Consider the following 16,751-nt stretch of genomic DNA (forward strand, 5'->3'; position numbering starts at 1 on the left):
GCTCCCACAAAGGGTTTTGCGCTAAACACGGAATGCATGCTTGTCATTAATCCATTGTGGGAACGAGCCTGTTCGCGAGGAGGCTCAGGCCGGCGCCCAACGCCGATGCAGCCAGCGCGCAAACGCATCCAGCGCAAAGCCCAGCACACCGATCAGCAGCACCATCGCCATCAGTTCCGAATACGCCAGACGATCACGCGTATCGAGGATGAAGTAGCCCAACCCGGCGCTGACCCCGAGCATCTCGCACGGCACCAGCACGATCCACAGAATGCCGATCGACAGCCGCACCCCGGTCAGCACATGGCCGAGCACGCCGGGCAGGATCACCTTGCGCAGGGTTTCCCAACGGGTAGCGCTAAGACTACGACTGAGTTGCAGCCAGCGCGGGTCGAGCTGACGCACGCCGGCCACGGTGTTGAGCAGGATCGGCCACACCGCGGCAAAGGTCAGCAGAAAGTAGATCGGCTGATCGCCAACGCCCATCAGCATCACCACCACCGGCATCCACGACAGCGGCGAGATCATCCGCAAAAACTGAAACGCCGGCGTCGTCGCTGCCTCCAGATGCCGGTAGCTGCCGATCATCAGCCCCAGCGGCACGCCGATCAGCAGCGCCAGCAACAGGCCGACCACAATCCGTTTCAGGCTGACCAGCACGTGCTCGTACAGCTCCGGGCGCAGCAGCAGTTCGCCGAGGCTGGCCAGCGTCGCCTCGGGTGAAAAGCGCAACGCCAGGCTGTCGTTGCCACCGAGCAAATGAACGCCCAGCCACCACAGCAGCAACAGGCACAACAGCCCCGCCACACCCAACAAACCATGAACGGTCGAAGAAGATCGCTGACGCATCAGAGGCTGAACTCCTCGCTGCGATCAAAGCTTTCCGGTAATCCGAATGCCTTCATCCCGCCGACTGTAGCAATGGCATTACGCACGAAGCGATCGTCTACCAGATCCCGGGCGGTTTGCTGCGGATCGAGGCTGGCGAGGAAACCCTTGTCGCCTTCAATCAAGGTGTCCTTCAGGCGCTTGACCAGTTCTTCGGTGTAGCTGGGGAACGGGTACGGCTGAAAGTCGATGCGCTGCTCGTCCCAATGGCTGTGCTGGATCGCCCCGCTGGCCAGATACTGCTCGCGGTCGTTGGTGGCCGGCGCCAGCACCCGGTCGAGCACCGGTTGCGCGTGCGGCGTATAGCGATTGGCGCCGTCCTTGGACAGCAGTTTCGCCGCCTCGGCGCGGTTGTCGCGGGTCCAGACCTGCGCCTTGACGATGGCGTTGACCACTTTCTGCGACCACTCGGGGCGGTTGTTCAGATCCTGCTCATGCATGAACACCACGCAGCAGGCGTGATTACGCCAGACGTCGCCGGTAAAGCGCTGCACGCGGCCGACCTTGAGTTCCTCGGCCAGGGCGTTGAACGGCTCGGCGACGATGTAGCCGGCGATGCGTTTGCTCGCCAGGGCCGGCGGCATATCCGACGGCGGCAGCACCAGCAGATTGACTTCATTCGGCGCCAGCGCGGCGCTCGCGGATTTGCTCACCGGCACCAGACCGTGATCGCGGAACAGCTGCTGCACCACCACGTTATGAATCGAATACCAGAACGGAATCGCCACCGACTGTCCACCGAGTTGCTTGACCTCGGTGATGCCCGGCGCCACGGTCAGGCCGGAGCCGCCGACGTGGTTCCACGCCACGACCTTGGCCGGCACCTTGCTGCCATAACGCGCCCACACGGTCATCGGCGACAGCAGGTGAATCACGTTGACCTGCCCGGAAATGAACGCCTCGATCACCTGCGCCCAACTGCGCAGCAGCACCGGGCGTTCAGCCTGAATGCCGTCGGCTTCGAACAGGCCGTTGTTGTGCGCCACCAGCAACGGCGTGGCGTCGGTGATCGGCAGATAACCGATGCGCACCGGCGCGTTCGGTTCAGCAGCGGCGCGCGCGTTGAGGCTGTTGAGCAGCGGCAACGCGCCGCCGGCGGTCAGCAGCGCGCTGAGTTTGAGGAAGTCACGACGTGTGTGAGTGAAGTCGTCCAGGCACATGGTCAATCTCCGACGTAGCGGGCACAGGTTGAGTGAGGGGGTTGCGGCTCGCCCGCCGAAGGGTTTTGAGGATGTCGATGCGCAGCGCGCCCAGTTCCTCGACCAGCTCGGCACGCGGCTGAGGCAGGTCGATGCGCCACTCGCCGAGGATGTGCGCCGGGCTGTTACCCAGTAGCAGAATCCGCTCGGAAAGCAGCAGGGCTTCGTCGATGTCGTGGGTGATCAGCACGGCTGCGGTGTGGTGCTCGGCGATCAATTGCAGGAGCAGCTGCTGCATGTCGGCGCGGGTGATTTCATCCAGCGCGCCGAACGGTTCATCAAGCAACAGCACCTGCGGCTGCCGCGCCAGACACCGCGCCAACGCGGTGCGCTGGGCCATGCCGCCGGACAGCTGCGCCGGATGCTGCTGACGCGCATGTTCGAGGCCGACCGCAGCGATGGCGTGGTCGATCCGCGCCTTGCGCTGCTCGGCCGTGAGGTGCGGCTGGCGGGCGAAGTCGAGGCCGAAGGCAACGTTGTTTTCCAGGGTCAGCCACGGCAACAGGCTCGGGTCCTGAAACGCCACCGCCACCCGTGGATGCGCGCCGGTCAGCGGTTCGCCGAGCAGACTCACTCGCCCCTGTTGCGGCGTCTGCAAACCGGCCAGCACTCGCAGCAGACTGGACTTGCCGACACCGCTGGGGCCGAGAATGGTCACCACTTCACCGGGCTGCAATTGCAGGTCGAAGTGCTCTAGCACGGTGTGCCAGCCCTGCTCTCGCGGGTAGCCGAGGCTGATGCCCTGCGCCTCCAGCACCGGCGCCGTCATGCCGTCGCTTCCCGTTTCTGCCGCTGCAATTCAGCGCGCAATTGCACCAGGCTCGGGGTGACAATCGGCACGAACGCCGACTCACGCCAGCGCCGGGCAAAACCACTGCCGTGCTCGGTCAGATAGGCCTTGCCGCCGCTGGACTGCAATTCCAGTTGCACCGCATTGGCGGCGGATTCGGCCAGCGCGATGCGGATCTGGAACAACGCGCCCGGCTGGGTCAGGAAGCGCCCTTCATGCAGGCCTTGTTTGAGCGCATCGACGCTCTGCGCCAGTTGCTCGCGTTGTTCCTGCAACGGCTCCAGCAGGATCGAACGACCGTCCTGCAAATGCCCTTCGACCTCGGCCAGCGCCCGTCGCGCCAGACCGATCGCCATGCCGCACTGCAAGCCGAGGAACGCCGGGCGCACCGCTGGCAGAAACTTGCGCGCATCTTCATGCAGCAGCCATTCGCGTCCGACCGCCACTTGGGCGAAATCGATCGCTGCAGTGTTGCTCGATTGCAGGCCCATCAGTTGCAGATCGGCGGAACGTTTTACGCCGGCAGCGTCATCGGCGATCGCCAGCACGAACGGGGAACCGCCCTCCTCGTGCTCGATTGCCGCCGCCACCACGAAACCGCTTTTACGCAGATTGGTCACCCAGTGCAGACGCCCGTTCAGGGTCCAGCCGTCTGCGGTGTGGGCGGCACGCACTTGCAGTGCCTCGATGCCCGACAGGTATTTCATCGCGTTGGACAAACCGGTAGCCCCGGCCAGTTCGCCGCTGAGCAGCGCCGGCAGCAGTTTTTCCCTCAGCGCCGCGTTGGGGCTGTGCAGCAGGTATTCGATAAAGGCCCGTTGGCCCCAGAACACGAACGCCGCCGCCAATGAATGGCTGGCAACAGCGGCCAGGGTTTCCACAGCATCACTGACGTGACCACCGCTGCCGCCCAGCGCCGGGCTGATGCCGACCCGTAGCACCCCGGCCTGCGCCAGTTGCGTCAGCACCTGCTGCGGATCGCCGTCGCCCGCATCCAGTGCCTGGGCGTTGTGTTCCAGCCATTGCATCAATGCCGGATTGAGCATGTCGTTTCTCTCCTTGTACGCAGCCGCATCAACCATAGACGATGCGGCCTGAAGCGCTGGCCGATTACGCGCGATACGGCGCCAGCTCGGGGTTGAGCGGCGTGTCGGCGAACACGTTGGCGAAGTTGCACAGGGTCGCCAGGCTGATGCCGAGGATCACTTCCAGCGCGTTGCCTTCGGTGTAGCCGGCGGCCTTGAACTGGTTGAAGGTCTGGTCGCTGACCTTGCCCCGGGTGGCAATCACTTCGCGGGTAAACGCGGCCAGGGTTTCCAGTTTTTCTACGGGCACAGTGGCTTTCTCTCGCAGCGCACTGACCACTTCCGGCGGCAGTTTTGCCTTATTCAGCGCGACGGCGGTATGACCTGCGACACAGAAATCGCAACCATGGTTGGTGGCCGCAATCAGTTGCACCACTTCGCGCTCGGCAAGGCTGAGTTCGGACTTGCCATTGAGCGCCGATACCGTAACGTAGGTTTCCAGCGCGGCCGGGGCATTGGCCAGCACGGCCAGCAGGTTTGGAATGAATCCGGAGTTCTTCTGAGCGTTTTCCAGAAACGGTCTGGCGGCTTCGGGAGCGCTTTGCACGGTGTGTAGAGTGACGCGCGACATGGAGTGAACTCCTGCTGTTGAGTGTCCGGCCAGTCTGTTGGTTATAAAAATTTCGATCCATATTCTAAAGTAGCAATTACTTGCTCCTGAGTGTTTCCATTAGATGATTTCGTCCAGCCCCCTGGTTGATTGGTTATTAGAAAGTCTCGAACTCGATGCCAGCCTGTTTCACGTCGGGCGCTATTGCGGTGGCTGGCATGCGAGTACGCATGGACTGGCGCGCGCCAGTTTTCACCTGATCGTGCAGGGCCGTTGCTGGCTGCACATTGACGGGCAGGAGCAGCCAATTCCGCTGAACACCGGGGATGCAGTGTTTCTGCTGCGCGATCTGAACTACCGCCTCTCCAGCGCCGAAGAGCCGACCCTCGCCCAAACGCTGCCGCGCATAGCCATGACCGCGCTCGACAGCCAAGCGCAAGACGGTGTCGGGCTGGTCTGCGGGTTCTTTCATTTCAAATCGGGATTGTCATCACTGATCATCGAAGGCCTGCCGGACTGGATCATCCTGCGCGCGGGCGATCCTTCTTCGAGCGCGGCGCGAGCCTTGTTCGAGTTGATCCTGCAAGAGTGCGAGCGCCTGCCGGCGCCTTCCTCGGCGCTGCTCGAACGCCTGAGTCATCTGCTGTTTTTGTACGTGCTGCGCCAGCAGATGGCCGACAACCAGAGCCTCGGCGGCCTCGTGGCTTTGGCGCGCAATCCGCAGTTCGCGCCGTTGCTGGACCAGTTGATCGAACAACCGCAATTGCCGTGGTCGCTGGAGAGCATGGCGGCGAGTATCGGCCTGTCGCGCTCGGCGTTTTTCAAACGCTTCAATGAGCTGGCCGGCCAATCGCCGGGGCAAGTGCTGCTGGCGTTGCGCATGCGGCATGCCTGTCAGTTGCTGCAGGCCAATCACACGGTGGAACAGGTGTGCGCGGCGGTGGGCTATCAGTCGATCGCCGCGTTTACCCGGGCGTTTGCCAAGTCGATGGGAGTGCAACCGGGGGCTTATCGCAAGCAGCATGAGGGGCGCTGAGCGGCGCCCTCGCCAAAGAACTTAAAAGCATTAATAAATACAAAATCATTATTTATCGTTATAAAAATTATTGCGTACTCTCTGAGTCAATCCCTCATTGATCACAGTGAAGTGCGCCATGAACCCGACTGCCAACCTGATCGACTTCGTCGCCTACCGCAAACGCCGCCAGGCCCAGCAAGCTGCTCGGGCCATGTGGGAAATGTATGCGCGCAACGCCGGTTACCAGGCCTTTCAGTGGGTGCAAGCCAGTCGTTCGACCGAGCCTCGCCAAGCGTGAACGCGCGTGATCCCTCGCGCTTTCTGGCGAGCGCCGACGAACCTGTGCTGGATCTGAACAGCCTCGAAGCACTGGAAGAAGACCCGATCTGCGAACGGGTCGCGCAGAATTTGCAACGCTTGCGCGCCAAACGGCATTTGTCGCTTGATGCACTGGCGCGTCAATGTGGTGTGAGTCGGGCAATGCTGGCGCAGATCGAGTCCGGGCGCAGCGTGCCGTCAATCAAGGTGCTGTGCAAAATCGCCAAGGGCTTGAAGGTGTCGGTGGCAGCGTTCCTCGAACATCGTGCCTTTGAGGGCGTGGCGGTGTTGTCGGCGAGCCAGAGCAAACGGCTGGTGAGTGCCAGCGGTGCTTTTGTCAGCCGTGCGCTGTTCCCGTTCGACGTGGCGCGGCAGTCGGAATTTTATGAACTGCGTTTGAGTCCATTGGGCGAGGATCTGTCCGAGGGCCATGGGCCGGGCGTACAGGAAAACCTGGTGGTGGCTCAAGGTGTGCTGGAAATCAGCGTCAATGACGAACGCTATTTGCTCTCCACCGGCGACTCGATTCTGTTTTACGCCGACCAACCCCACCGCTACCGCAACCCCGCGGACAGCGAGGCCGTGGCCTATCTGGTCGTGACCTACCCCGAACGCCTGGACTGACCGCCCCTTTGTGGGAGCGAGCCTGCTCGCGAAAAGGTCGGCACATTCAGCATTTGCGTTGCCTGACTCACCGCTATCGCCAGCAGGCTGGCTCCCACAGGGGTTTGTGGTGATGGCTGGATAAGTGTTGGTCAACAGAATGAAAAAGCCCCCGAGGCCTGAGGCCGTCGGGGGCATTTTTTGCGCTGCCGGGATCAGCAGGTGCAGCACATCATCGGCATGCCGTTACAGCTCATCATCATCGGCATGCTGCAGTCGTTCATCAATTTCATCATCAGAGCGCAGCAGTTTTTCATCATGTCCATGCTCATGCCGGGCATCGGCATGATTTTGCACATCATGCAGTCAGCCATCATGGTGCATTCCATCACGCACTTCATCGATGGCATCGGCATGCCCATCATCGGCATCGGCATCATCATGTTCATCATCGGCATGGCCATGGCCGCCTGAGACATGCACATCATGCTCATGTTGCCGCAATGCATCATCATCGGCATGCCGCAGTCCATCATCATCTGCATCATTTCGCCGCTGTTCTTGAACATGGCCATGTCCATGCCGGCGGCAGGCATCATCTTGCACATCATGCCGTCGTCCATCATTTCGCAGCTCATGGTCGCCATCATCATCGGCATGCCGGTCATTGGCATCATCGGCATGTTGGCGTTCATTGGCATTTGCATCTGCATGGCGTTCATCATGGTGTAGCTCCCTGAGGATTTAAGAACTGGATGAAAAGTTGATGGCGCTGATTCTATGGACTGGAGCAACCGGAACAAGATGCCCATCGAACAGCAAAATCCGATGTTCAAACCGCTCAAGCGCAGCGTTCCGCGCGCGTTGAACTGTTGGAGCAGCAGAGTAGACGCCATGACAGAAAGAGCAAATGTACTGACAGCGAATCCGACATCATGGATATGTAAAACAACACTATATAAATAACCGAAAGAAATTATCGGTCTAACACGGGCGATTATTTTTCTTATTCCATTAATCAACCAACAAACCACTTTTTAATCTTTTATCGCTATTAACCTCGCCCCTTATAATTGCGCGTCTGCACTTAACTCATAAAAAGGGATGTTCCATGCAAAGACGCCTGTTACTGGCTGCAATATTTGTCGCTGTCGCCGGGTGCGCCAGCCCGCCGCCTGCCGCCGTTCACACCCATGATCCCGCCAGTTCGACCCTGCAAGGCGACGCCACGCGCCCGGCGCAGGCGCAATGGATCCGCACCGAACTGTACTTTTCGGTAGGCACGGTGGATGGCAAGGAAGGCGCGGTCAGCCCCGCGCGATGGCGCGAGTTTCTCGACAAGGAAGTGACGTCGCGGTTTCCCGACGGTTTCACCGTGTTCGATGCCTATGGGCAGTGGCGTGATCATGGGGCGAAGGAGCCGGAGAGGCTGAGCACCAAGGTGATTGTGATCCTGCACGAGAACAATCCGCAGAACGCCGGAAACATCGAGGCGATTCGTCTGGCTTACAAACGCATTACCGGGGACCTGTCGGTACTGCGTCTGTCGCAACCGGCCGACGTATCGTTCTAATCGCTGATCTGTCCGAGAGCTTGCCGAGGCGTCGACGCCACGCGGCTCAATCCCGCCAGCAGCAGCGCCCCCACCAGCAACACGCCAATCCCCAGAAACGCGCCCCACCCCACCACCGTCACGCTCGAATAGAGCATGTACAGGCACAGTCCGAAAAACAGCAGCGGCACCAGCGGATACAATGGCACCCGGACCGGCCTCGGCACATCGGGAAAACGCCGCCGCAGAATGATCAGCGCCAGGCTGCTGAAGCTCAGAAACAACCAGTACACCGGGGTCAGGTACTCGACCATGGTGTTGAATCCGCTCTGGGTAAAACTGCCGAACAACACCAGCAACAACGCCACCACGCCCTCGGCCAGCAAGGCCTTGCGCGGCACGCCATCGTCCTCGTGCCACTCGCCGAAGCGACGCAATTGCGGCACATCGCGGGCCGCGGCATAGGTCGTGCGGGCGCCGACCAGCAAGGTCGAGTTGATGGTGGCGATGGCCGCGATGCCGACCATCAACAGAATCAGCAACACGCCAGGCGCGCCGAATGCACGGTTCAACAACTCCACCGCCGGCGCGTTGCTCGCCGCCAGTCCGGCGAATCCCAGACCGCGCACAAACGCCCAGTTCAGTGCTAGATAGATCGCCATCAGCAGCGTCAGCGCGCCGAGCATGGCGATGAAAATCCCTCGCCGCCCATCGCGCACTTCCGCTGACAATGTGGCCGCATCGCTCCAGCCGCCGAACGCCAGAAACACGAAAATCATCGCCGCCGAAAACCCGGCCACACCGGTGTTTTCCGGCGTGACCGAAACGCTCGGTGGCGGTGCTTCAATCCCCTGCCACGCCAGCCACACACCGGCGCTGGCAATGCTCAGAAAGCCCAGCGCCAAAAGGCCGACCAACAAGGTCTGGGTGATGAAACCGATGTGCTTGCCGGTGAGATTGAGCAGCACCAGCGCAGCGATCACCGAACCCGCAAACAGCCCCGATCCGTACGGCCCCAGCGGCACCACGGCATTGACGTAATCGGCAAACATGAACGCCGACAAGGCGATCCACCCGGTGTGCATCACCGAAAAACGCGACCAGGCGAACAGGAACCCCATGCGCTCGCCATAAGCCGTGCGCAAAAAGTGATAGTCGCCGCCCGGATGCGGAAATGCCGTGGCCATTTCGGCAAAGCACAACGCCCCGGCCATCGACGCCAGGCCGCCGAGCACCCAGACCCAGTAGAACCAGGCATGCCCGACGTTCAGCGCCACGGTCGGCGCGGTCTTGAGGATGTCGGTAGTGATCACCATGCCCAGCGTGATCAGCAACGCCTGCAACACCGGCAGATGGCGCTTGGGGCCGTTCGAATGATTCATGCAGAATCCCGCAGAAGGTCCGCCATCCATGGCGGATCGGCTCAGAAGCCGTAGGTGGCGCTGGCGTAGTAGTACGCGCCGTTGGTGCCGATCGGCGACAGCACGTCATACGGCAAATTGCCGCCGTAGTTGATCGCCGAGCCGGAGCGTTCCGGGTAGTTGTCGGTGAGGTTGTTGCCGCCCAGGGCGACGCTGAATTTCGGGGTGAATTTGTAGGTCACCTCGGCGTCCAGTTGCCACACCGCGCCATAGGTCTGCTCCGGTTGCGAGTCACCGAAATCGAACACCCGGGTGGTCTCGCCCTGACGGGTCAGACGCCCGAGCAGGCCCCAGTGTTCGCTGGCCCAGTTGGCGGAAAACACGAAACGATCCTTGGGCGCGGCGTCGGTCAGGGTGTTGGTTTCTTCAACGCCGACCAGTGCGTCGTTGCCGATACCCAGCGCCGTCAGTTGCGACGGCGTGCCTTTGGTGCTGGTGACTTTGGTGTGGTTGTAGGTGTAGGCGGTGGTCAGGCCCAGTTGCCCTTCATACAGCGGCTGATGGTAGTTAAGCACCAGTTCGGCACCGTGGGTGCTGGTGTCGGCGGCGTTGGTGAAGAAGTTGACGTCATGCACCCCGGCCACGCCGAAGTTGTCGTTGATGTATTGCTCCATGGCGTCGCTGCCGATGCGCTGCGACAGGGTGATGCGGTCCTTGACGTCGATGCGGAACACGTCAAGGGAAGCATCGAAGCGCTCGTTGAGCTGGAAGGTCAGGCCGAGGCTGAAGTTTTTCGAAGTCTCCGGATCGAGCTTCTCGGCCCCCAGCGCGCGGGCGATCGGGTCGTTGACCGAGAGCACGCGAATGTCGGTGAGTGTGCCGCCTTCGCCGAAGTTGCTGGTGGTGTTCTGGAAACCGCTCTGTGCCAGCGACGGCGCGCGGAAGTTGTTCGACACCGCACCGCGCAGCGCCCATTGCTCGGTCAGTTTGTAGCGACCACTGAGCTTGCCGGTGAGTTTGCTGCCGGCATCGTCGTAATGTTCCCAGCGCGTGGCGGCGTCGACGAAAAAGCGCTCGGTGAGATCGCCCGACAACTCGGCGTAAGTAGCAAACACATTGCGGTCCAGGTCCGACTCTTCGCTGGGGCGCAGGCCGTTGGCGCCGTCAGCACCGGAGCCAATGTAGGAGGCCTCGTCACCGGCGTAGGTCAGGTAGTTTTCGTAGCGGTATTCACCACCCAGCGCCAGCACGAACGAGCGTCCGCCGAGGCGCAGTTCGCGGCTGAAATCGAGGTTGGTGGTGGTCTGGCGCAGCTCGTAATCGCCGGTGTCGAACCTGGTCGGCGAGTCCGCGCCAAGGCTGACGTTGAGCGTGCGGCGGGTGGAGCCGTCGAAGCGGTTGCGGCCATGGGTGACGCTGCTGTCGAAGTCCCAGTCTTCGCCGATCATGCCCTTGAAGCCGGCGGTGGCGGAGACGTCCTTGTTGTCGCCCAGCGACTGCGGCAGGTAGCCGTTAGGGTAGAACTGCGGCTGCTCGTAGGGATAGCGATAGAATTCGGCACCCGTGGTGTGGCGCTGGTTGTAGGTGCCGAAGCTGTATGCCTTGCCGCCGGCCAGCGGCAGCTCGCTGTTGAACCACAGGTTGACGTCCCGCGCCAGGCCGTCGCCCATCACGTAGTTGCGCTGATCCGGGGTATCGGCAAAGCCATCGAAACCGGCGCGGTTGGTCGGGTTGCGATTTTTGTACTCAGTGCCGCCGCGAATGAACCCGCCCTCTTCGCCCAGGCGCGTGCCGATCTTGGCGGTGGTCACGCTGTTCTGGCCGTCGGTGGTGGTTTTGCCGATAGCGTCCTGATGAGTGTGGAACGCACCGTAACTGGTGGACACTTCACCGCCCTCAGGGGCGTCGTCGAGGATGATGTTGATCACCCCGGCAATCGCATCGGAACCGTACTGCGCCCCGGCACCGTCGCGCAGCACTTCGATGCGTTTGATCGCGCTGATGGGGATCGAGTTGAAGTCCACCGGCGCCGTGCCGCGACCGATTTTCGACGAGTCGTTGACCACCGCTGAAGTGTGGCGGCGCTTGCCGTTGACCAGCACCAACACCTGATCCGGACTCATGCCGCGCAGCTGTGCGGCGCGCACGTGGTCGGCGCCACCGGAGTTGGACTGACGCGGCATACTGAACGATGGCAGCAACGTCTGCAGCGCCTGGCCCAGTTCACCGTCAGCCGCGCCGGTGGACTTGAGATCGGCGGCGGTCAACACGTCCACCGGCACCGGAGAATCCAGCACCGTACGCGCAGTGCCCCGAGTGCCGGTGACCAGCACGGTACCCAGCCGAGTGTCATCGTCAACGCGGGTGGAAGTGTCTTCGGCCTGCGCCGGAAGTTGCCAGATCGCACCGACCACCGCGATGGCCAGTAATGAACGGGAACGCTGATACATGTGACAGCTCCTTTATCGCAGCTAATACCCGGCCGTTGCCGACAATAAGGGGTCGGCAATCAATGCACGGCAATGTCTGCTGTAGTTTTAAAAATCAGGAAGGCGGTGAAGGCTGGTTAAACGTATTGAGTTGGTTAAGCGCAGAATCCCCAAAGTTAGTTATTTCCCCTTGAACACCGATGCTAGACGGGCCGAAGGCCTTCCGTAAAAGAACCAATAACACTTAGGTTAGATCGGGCTGATTAACTGTATTTAGTCCAACACAAGTGTTGCTGGACAAACACTTAAACCCTAACTAACACCCACTAATTCAAGATCAGCCAAAGATCTTTTGTAGGAGTGAGCCTGCTCGCGATAGCGGTGTATCAGCCACTGAAGAAGTTGAATGTCCTGGCCCCATCGCGAGCAGGCTCACTCCTACAGGTTGAGCGGGGTGAACGCAGACTTATCATCCACCACAGTTCCAATGTGGGAGCGAGCCTGCTCGCGAAGGCGATCAATCAGTCACCCGATACCTTGACTGCAAACAAGTGCAAAAACCTTAGTCGAATTCCTTTTCCAGCCAGGCATCCTCGGCAATGTCCAGGGCCTGTGCACTAAAGCGTTGCTCCGCAAACGGATCGGCGTGCAGGTGAAAGCCGTTGCGTTCCCAGAAACCGGGTTGTTCTTCGTCGACAAACTCCAGACCGCGCAGCCATTTGGCGCTCTTCCAGAAGTAGCGCCCGGCGACCACCAGTCGCAGCGGCCAGCCGTGCTGGGCGGTCAAGGGTTGGCCGGCGTAATGGGTGGCGAGCAGGCTGTCCGGGTGCAGCAGGTCGTCCAGCAACAGGTTGGTCTGGTAATCGTGATCGGCGTGGGCCATGACAAAACGTGAAGCGGGCTGGATCCCGAATTCGCCCAGCAGATCCTGCAGATGCACCCCACTCCACTGCGTGTCGAACTTCGACCAGCGTGTCACGCAATGAATGTCACATTGCAACTGGCGTTGCGGCAAACCCTGCAGGTCGGCAAAACTCAACTCGACGCCACGCCCGATCTTGCCGAACAGGCGCAGTGACCAGCTTGCCAATTCATACTCCGGCACCGTGCCTTCGTGGAGGATCGGGAAGCGCTCCGTCAACACCTGCCCCGGCGGCAAACGTTGACCGAACGCCGGGTCAGCCTTGGGTGCGCGGCTGTTGCGCAAGCGCATGGCTTTGTTGTGCATATTCACTCCCAAGCGCGTCAGGATGCCTGGCGCGCATACAGCGCATCACCTGGTGATAACGGCTGCATTCAGTTCGCCACAGGAATCCACTCGGCCCGCGCCACATTGGCGGTATCGCCGAACGCCGGGAGTTTCTGCGCCAGGTCGCGAACGTTTTTCACGTCCAGATCGAGCAACTGCTGACGGGTGATCAAGGTCGGTGGTACCAGCACCTGATGCCCAGGATTTTCGCCGGCAATCAACATCGCCAGACTGCGCACGCTGATCGCCCCCGCCACTTGCGGATTGACCGCAGCGGTCGCCGCCCAGGCGCTGTCCGGTTCTTTCATGATCTGGATGTCGGCGGTGGAAATGTCGGCGCTGTAGATCTTCACCTTGCGCCCTAGCCCCGCCTCGTCGACGGCGATCTTCGCGCCTTTGGCGAACTCGTCGAATGGCGCGAAGATCACGCTGATATCGGGATTGGCCCGCAGCACCGCACTGGCCTGATCGGCCACCGAGTTGGCAATCGGCGGGTTGAGCGTGCCGAAGCGCGCCTTCTCGATGATGCCCGGATTGGCTTTTTTCACCTGACTCCAGATCTCGTCGCGGCGCTCCATCGGCGTAAAGCCGCTGATGTACACGTAACCGGCATCGAACCGCGTGCCGTTGTCTTTCACTGCCTGATCCAGCGCCAGTCGCGCCAGTGCATGGTGATCCTGCTCGACCTGGGTCACTTGCGGACTGTTCAGGTCAACGTCGAACGCCACCACCTTGATGCCTTTGGCGATCGCCCGGTCAATCGGTGCCTTGAGGGTTTCCGCCAGGCCCAGTTGCACGATGATCCCGTCGACCCTGAGGTCGATCGCCTGATCGATCATCTCGCCCTGACTCGCCGCCTGCTGCCGCGCATCGAACACCCGCAGATTGGCCCCCAGCGCCTCGGTCTGTTTCTCCACGCCGCGCAGATACGCCTCGGGAAAGTCCCCGGAAAACAGATAACCGACCAGCGCGATCTGCACCTGACCTTTATCGAACGGCGCCGGAGCACCCGGCAATGCCTTGGCCTGAGCGCTCAAAGCCAACGCCGAGAGCACCGCGCCGGCGACGCAATGGCGTGCGAACTGCTTGATTGAACCGTGCATACATCTTCCTTGCAGCGACAAATGAACCGGCTCAGCGCGCCCGATGCGCGAGGCCGAAGGTGAACATCAGGGCCAGCACCAGCACCAGTCCCTTGACGAAATCCTGCGCGTAATACGGCGCGTTGAGCATGGTCAGGCCATTGAGCAGCGACGCCACCAGCAGTGCGCCGACCAACGTGCCGAAGGCATTGGGCTTCTTCGCCCCGAGCACGGCAAAACCGATCAGCGCCGCTCCGAGGGCGTCCAGCACCAGACCGTTGCCAGAGCTGACATCACCCCGGCCCAGGCGCGCCGCCAATAGCAGACCGCCGAGCGAGGCGAGCAATGCCGAGAGCACGTAAGCCAGCAACTTCAAGCGCTGCACCGGCGCACCAGCCAATCGCGCCGCCTGCTCGTTGCCGCCAATCGCATAAAACAATCGGCCGATGCGCGTGCGCTCGAGAAACAGCCACACCGTCAGCGCCACCAGCGCAGTGATCAACACCGGAACCGGCACCACGTCCCACAAGCGCCCGCGGCCGAGGGCAAGAAACGCCGCACTGAACGTGCCTTCGGTTTCCACGCCACTGGGCAAGGTCATGCCCACCGCAATCGAGCGCCCACCCGTGGGAATCAGTTGCACGCCGATCACCAGAAACATGCTGCCCAGCGTCGCGAGAATATCCGGCACTCGCAGTTTGACGATCAGCCAGCCATTGAGCAGCCCGACCAGTGCGCCACCGGCCAGACTGATCAGCACCGCCGGCACCGCGCCCCAGCCGAGGACCACCATCACGTAACTGGCGATCATCAGGCTCATCGCCGCCACCGCACCGATCGACAGATCAAGTCCGCCGACGGCCATGGTCAGGGTCACGCCAAGAGCCAGCAGTGCGACGATCGACACCGACTGCAAGATGCTGAACAGATTGCCGACGCGCAAAAACGCCGGTTCCGCGACACTGAAAAACACCACGATCAGCGCCAGCAGCCACAACAGGCCGTAGCGGATCAGCGCTTGCAGCAGGCGCTCGGCCGGTGCCGTAGCGGACGACAACAATGAACTCGAATCAGGCACTCGCTCTGCTCCTTGGCGTGGCATGAAAGGGATTTTCGCTAGCGTCGCTGCCCGCCAGTGCGGCGACCAGGGTCGCGCGTTCAAGACCGGCGCGCGGGTATTCGGCGACCACCGCGTGATCGCGCACCAACAGAATCCGGTCGGCGATTTCCAGGGCTTCATCGACATCGGCGCAGATCACCAGGGTAGCCCGGCCGCCGGCACTGTCGCGCAGCAACTGGCCGATCTCACGGCGGGCGCGCACATCGACGCCCTGAAACGGCTCGTCGAGGATCAGCACCCGCCCGTCCCCGAGCAGCCAGCGGCCGAGCACAACTTTCTGTTGATTGCCGCCGGACAGCGCGCTCATCGGCACCTCGATGCCGGCGGTCTTGATCCCCAGCGCCGCGACTTGCGCCTCGACCGCTGCGGCTTCGGCGCGGTTGCGAATGAACCCGGCACGGGTGAAGCGCTGCAGAAACGGCAGCGTCAGAGTGCGGCGCAGGGAGAAATCCGCCACCAGCGACTGACTGGCGCGATCCTCCGCCGCGAGAAACACACCGCTGTGGATCGCGTCCCTTGGCGAACCCGGCAGCCAGTCCACGCCATCGAGTTGCAGGCTGCCGGCCACAGCTTTGCGCAAGCCGAACAGCACTTCGGCGATCTCGCTTTTGCCGGCGCCGAGCAGCCCGGTCAGCACCACCACTTCGCCTTGGTGCAGGTCGAAATCGAAGCGCCTGGAGCGAGGCAAAATCTGCAAACCGCGCACACCAAGCACCTTTCGGCCCACGGTGCCGGGTGTGTAGACATGCCGGTCCAGCGCCTGCCCGAGCATGGCGTGCACCGCTTCCGGCAACTGTCGCGCACTGAACTCTCCGGCCAGTCGCCCATCGCGCAGGACAATGGCGCGGTCCGCCACCCGTTGCAGATCGGACAAGCGATGGGAGATGTACAGAATCGCCACGCCGCGGCTGCGCAAGATATCGATCAGATCAAACAGACGCTGCGCCTCGGCATCCGACAACGCCGCCGTTGGCTCATCGAGAATCAGCAGGCGCGGCTGCAAGGCAAAGGCCCGCGCCAGCACCACCAATTGCCGTTCAGCTAGGCCCAGCTGTTCAATGGCTTGCTCCAGCGGCAACACCAGCCCCAGCCCGGCGGCGATATTCGCGGCGCGCTCGAGCAGACGTTTGCGATTGAGCCAGAAGTCTGCGTCGGGCTTGCACAACTCATCGAGCAGCAGGTTTTCCGCCACGCTCAAACCGGGCGCAATGCCCTCGTTGATCTGCTGATGCACCGCGACAATCCCGACCCGACGTGCCGACAGCGGCGAGCTGAATTGCCGGGGCTGACCGTCGATGTAAATCTCGCCGCCATCGCCGCGCTGGCTGCCGGCGAGAATCTTCACCAGCGTCGATTTGCCGGCACCGTTGGCACCGAGCAACGCCACCACTTCGGCGGGATGAATCTGCAGGCTGACGCGATCCAGTGCCCGGTTCGGGCCGAAGCTCTTGCTCAGTTCACGCACCTGAATCAGCGGCGCGCGGGCCACGACGACACTCATAAAATT

The 16,751-nt window shown here is 61.8% G+C and carries 16 protein-coding genes; 4 read left to right on the plus strand and 12 right to left on the minus strand.

Features of this window, described 5'->3' with window-relative positions; genetic code table 11:
* Window positions 1-84: 84 nt before the first annotated feature.
* From LOY52_RS15055 to LOY52_RS15075, 5 genes are all read right to left on the minus strand, one after another.
* The gene (locus tag LOY52_RS15055) at window positions 85-849 is read right to left on the minus strand and encodes an ABC transporter permease (RefSeq protein WP_258674722.1); all 765 of its coding nucleotides are present in this window, start codon (window positions 847-849) and stop codon (window positions 85-87) included.
* Window positions 849-2,048, minus strand: coding sequence for an ABC transporter substrate-binding protein (locus tag LOY52_RS15060; protein WP_258674725.1), 1,200 nt, complete (start codon window positions 2,046-2,048; stop codon window positions 849-851). The genes LOY52_RS15055 and LOY52_RS15060 overlap by 1 nt, the downstream gene beginning before the upstream one ends.
* Window positions 2,014-2,856, minus strand: a complete 843-nt coding sequence (locus LOY52_RS15065) for an ABC transporter ATP-binding protein (RefSeq protein WP_258674727.1) — start codon at window positions 2,854-2,856, stop codon at window positions 2,014-2,016. The genes LOY52_RS15060 and LOY52_RS15065 overlap by 35 nt, the downstream gene beginning before the upstream one ends.
* A complete protein-coding gene (locus LOY52_RS15070; RefSeq protein WP_258674729.1) occupies window positions 2,853-3,923 on the minus strand; it encodes an acyl-CoA dehydrogenase family protein in 1,071 nt (356 codons plus the stop codon). Before LOY52_RS15070 ends, LOY52_RS15065 begins: the two co-directional genes overlap by 4 nt.
* Window positions 3,924-3,987: 64 nt before the next feature.
* Window positions 3,988-4,533 (minus strand): carboxymuconolactone decarboxylase family protein, encoded by a 546-nt coding sequence (locus LOY52_RS15075; RefSeq protein ID WP_258674731.1) that lies wholly within the window; start codon window positions 4,531-4,533, stop codon window positions 3,988-3,990.
* Between the two features lie 103 nt (window positions 4,534-4,636).
* On the opposite strand from LOY52_RS15075, the gene LOY52_RS15080 reads away from it, so the two are divergent.
* From LOY52_RS15080 to LOY52_RS15090, 3 genes are all read left to right on the plus strand, one after another.
* On the plus strand, window positions 4,637-5,548 hold the full coding sequence (locus tag LOY52_RS15080) for an AraC family transcriptional regulator (RefSeq protein ID WP_258674734.1): 912 nt from the start codon (window positions 4,637-4,639) through the stop codon (window positions 5,546-5,548).
* A gap of 118 nt (window positions 5,549-5,666) precedes the next feature.
* Complete coding sequence (locus tag LOY52_RS15085; RefSeq protein ID WP_007966374.1) at window positions 5,667-5,828, plus strand: hypothetical protein; 162 nt, start codon at window positions 5,667-5,669, stop codon at window positions 5,826-5,828.
* Window positions 5,829-5,881: 53 nt separating this feature from the next.
* Window positions 5,882-6,472 (plus strand): helix-turn-helix domain-containing protein, encoded by a 591-nt coding sequence (locus tag LOY52_RS15090; RefSeq protein ID WP_177325665.1) that lies wholly within the window; start codon window positions 5,882-5,884, stop codon window positions 6,470-6,472.
* Between the two features lie 194 nt (window positions 6,473-6,666).
* Here LOY52_RS15090 and LOY52_RS15095 read toward each other — a convergent pair whose 3' ends face one another.
* The gene (locus LOY52_RS15095) at window positions 6,667-7,176 is read right to left on the minus strand and encodes a hypothetical protein (protein ID WP_258674736.1); all 510 of its coding nucleotides are present in this window, start codon (window positions 7,174-7,176) and stop codon (window positions 6,667-6,669) included.
* A 386-nt stretch (window positions 7,177-7,562) separates the two neighbouring features.
* On the opposite strand from LOY52_RS15095, the gene LOY52_RS15100 reads away from it, so the two are divergent.
* Entirely contained in the window at window positions 7,563-8,024 is a 462-nt protein-coding gene (locus tag LOY52_RS15100) for a DUF3574 domain-containing protein (protein ID WP_258674738.1), read from the plus strand.
* Here LOY52_RS15100 and LOY52_RS15105 read toward each other — a convergent pair.
* The 6 genes from LOY52_RS15105 to LOY52_RS15130 all read right to left on the minus strand — a co-directional run bounded on the left by LOY52_RS15105 (window position 8,021) and on the right by LOY52_RS15130 (window position 16,745).
* Window positions 8,021-9,385: an APC family permease gene (locus LOY52_RS15105; protein WP_258674740.1), complete on the minus strand. Its 1,365-nt coding sequence runs from the start codon at window positions 9,383-9,385 to the stop codon at window positions 8,021-8,023. The two genes, LOY52_RS15100 and LOY52_RS15105, sit on opposite strands and share 4 nt — an antisense overlap.
* Window positions 9,386-9,426: 41 nt before the next feature.
* Window positions 9,427-11,814 carry a TonB-dependent siderophore receptor gene (locus LOY52_RS15110; RefSeq protein WP_258674742.1) on the minus strand — a complete coding sequence of 796 codons (2,388 nt, stop codon included), beginning with the start codon at window positions 11,812-11,814 and terminating at the stop codon, window positions 9,427-9,429.
* 541 nt (window positions 11,815-12,355) lie between these two features.
* A complete protein-coding gene (locus LOY52_RS15115; RefSeq protein WP_258674744.1) occupies window positions 12,356-13,021 on the minus strand; it encodes a molybdopterin-dependent oxidoreductase in 666 nt (221 codons plus the stop codon).
* A 68-nt stretch (window positions 13,022-13,089) separates the two neighbouring features.
* Window positions 13,090-14,145: a substrate-binding domain-containing protein gene (locus LOY52_RS15120; RefSeq protein WP_258674746.1), complete on the minus strand. Its 1,056-nt coding sequence runs from the start codon at window positions 14,143-14,145 to the stop codon at window positions 13,090-13,092.
* Between the two features lie 31 nt (window positions 14,146-14,176).
* A complete protein-coding gene (locus tag LOY52_RS15125; RefSeq protein WP_258674748.1) occupies window positions 14,177-15,202 on the minus strand; it encodes an ABC transporter permease in 1,026 nt (341 codons plus the stop codon).
* On the minus strand, window positions 15,195-16,745 hold the full coding sequence (locus tag LOY52_RS15130) for a sugar ABC transporter ATP-binding protein (protein ID WP_258674750.1): 1,551 nt from the start codon (window positions 16,743-16,745) through the stop codon (window positions 15,195-15,197). The genes LOY52_RS15125 and LOY52_RS15130 overlap by 8 nt, the downstream gene beginning before the upstream one ends.
* Window positions 16,746-16,751 lie beyond the last annotated feature (6 nt).

It is taken from the genome of Pseudomonas sp. B21-051 (assembly GCF_024748795.1).
In the GTDB taxonomy this organism is placed as follows: domain Bacteria; phylum Pseudomonadota; class Gammaproteobacteria; order Pseudomonadales; family Pseudomonadaceae; genus Aquipseudomonas; species Aquipseudomonas putida_A.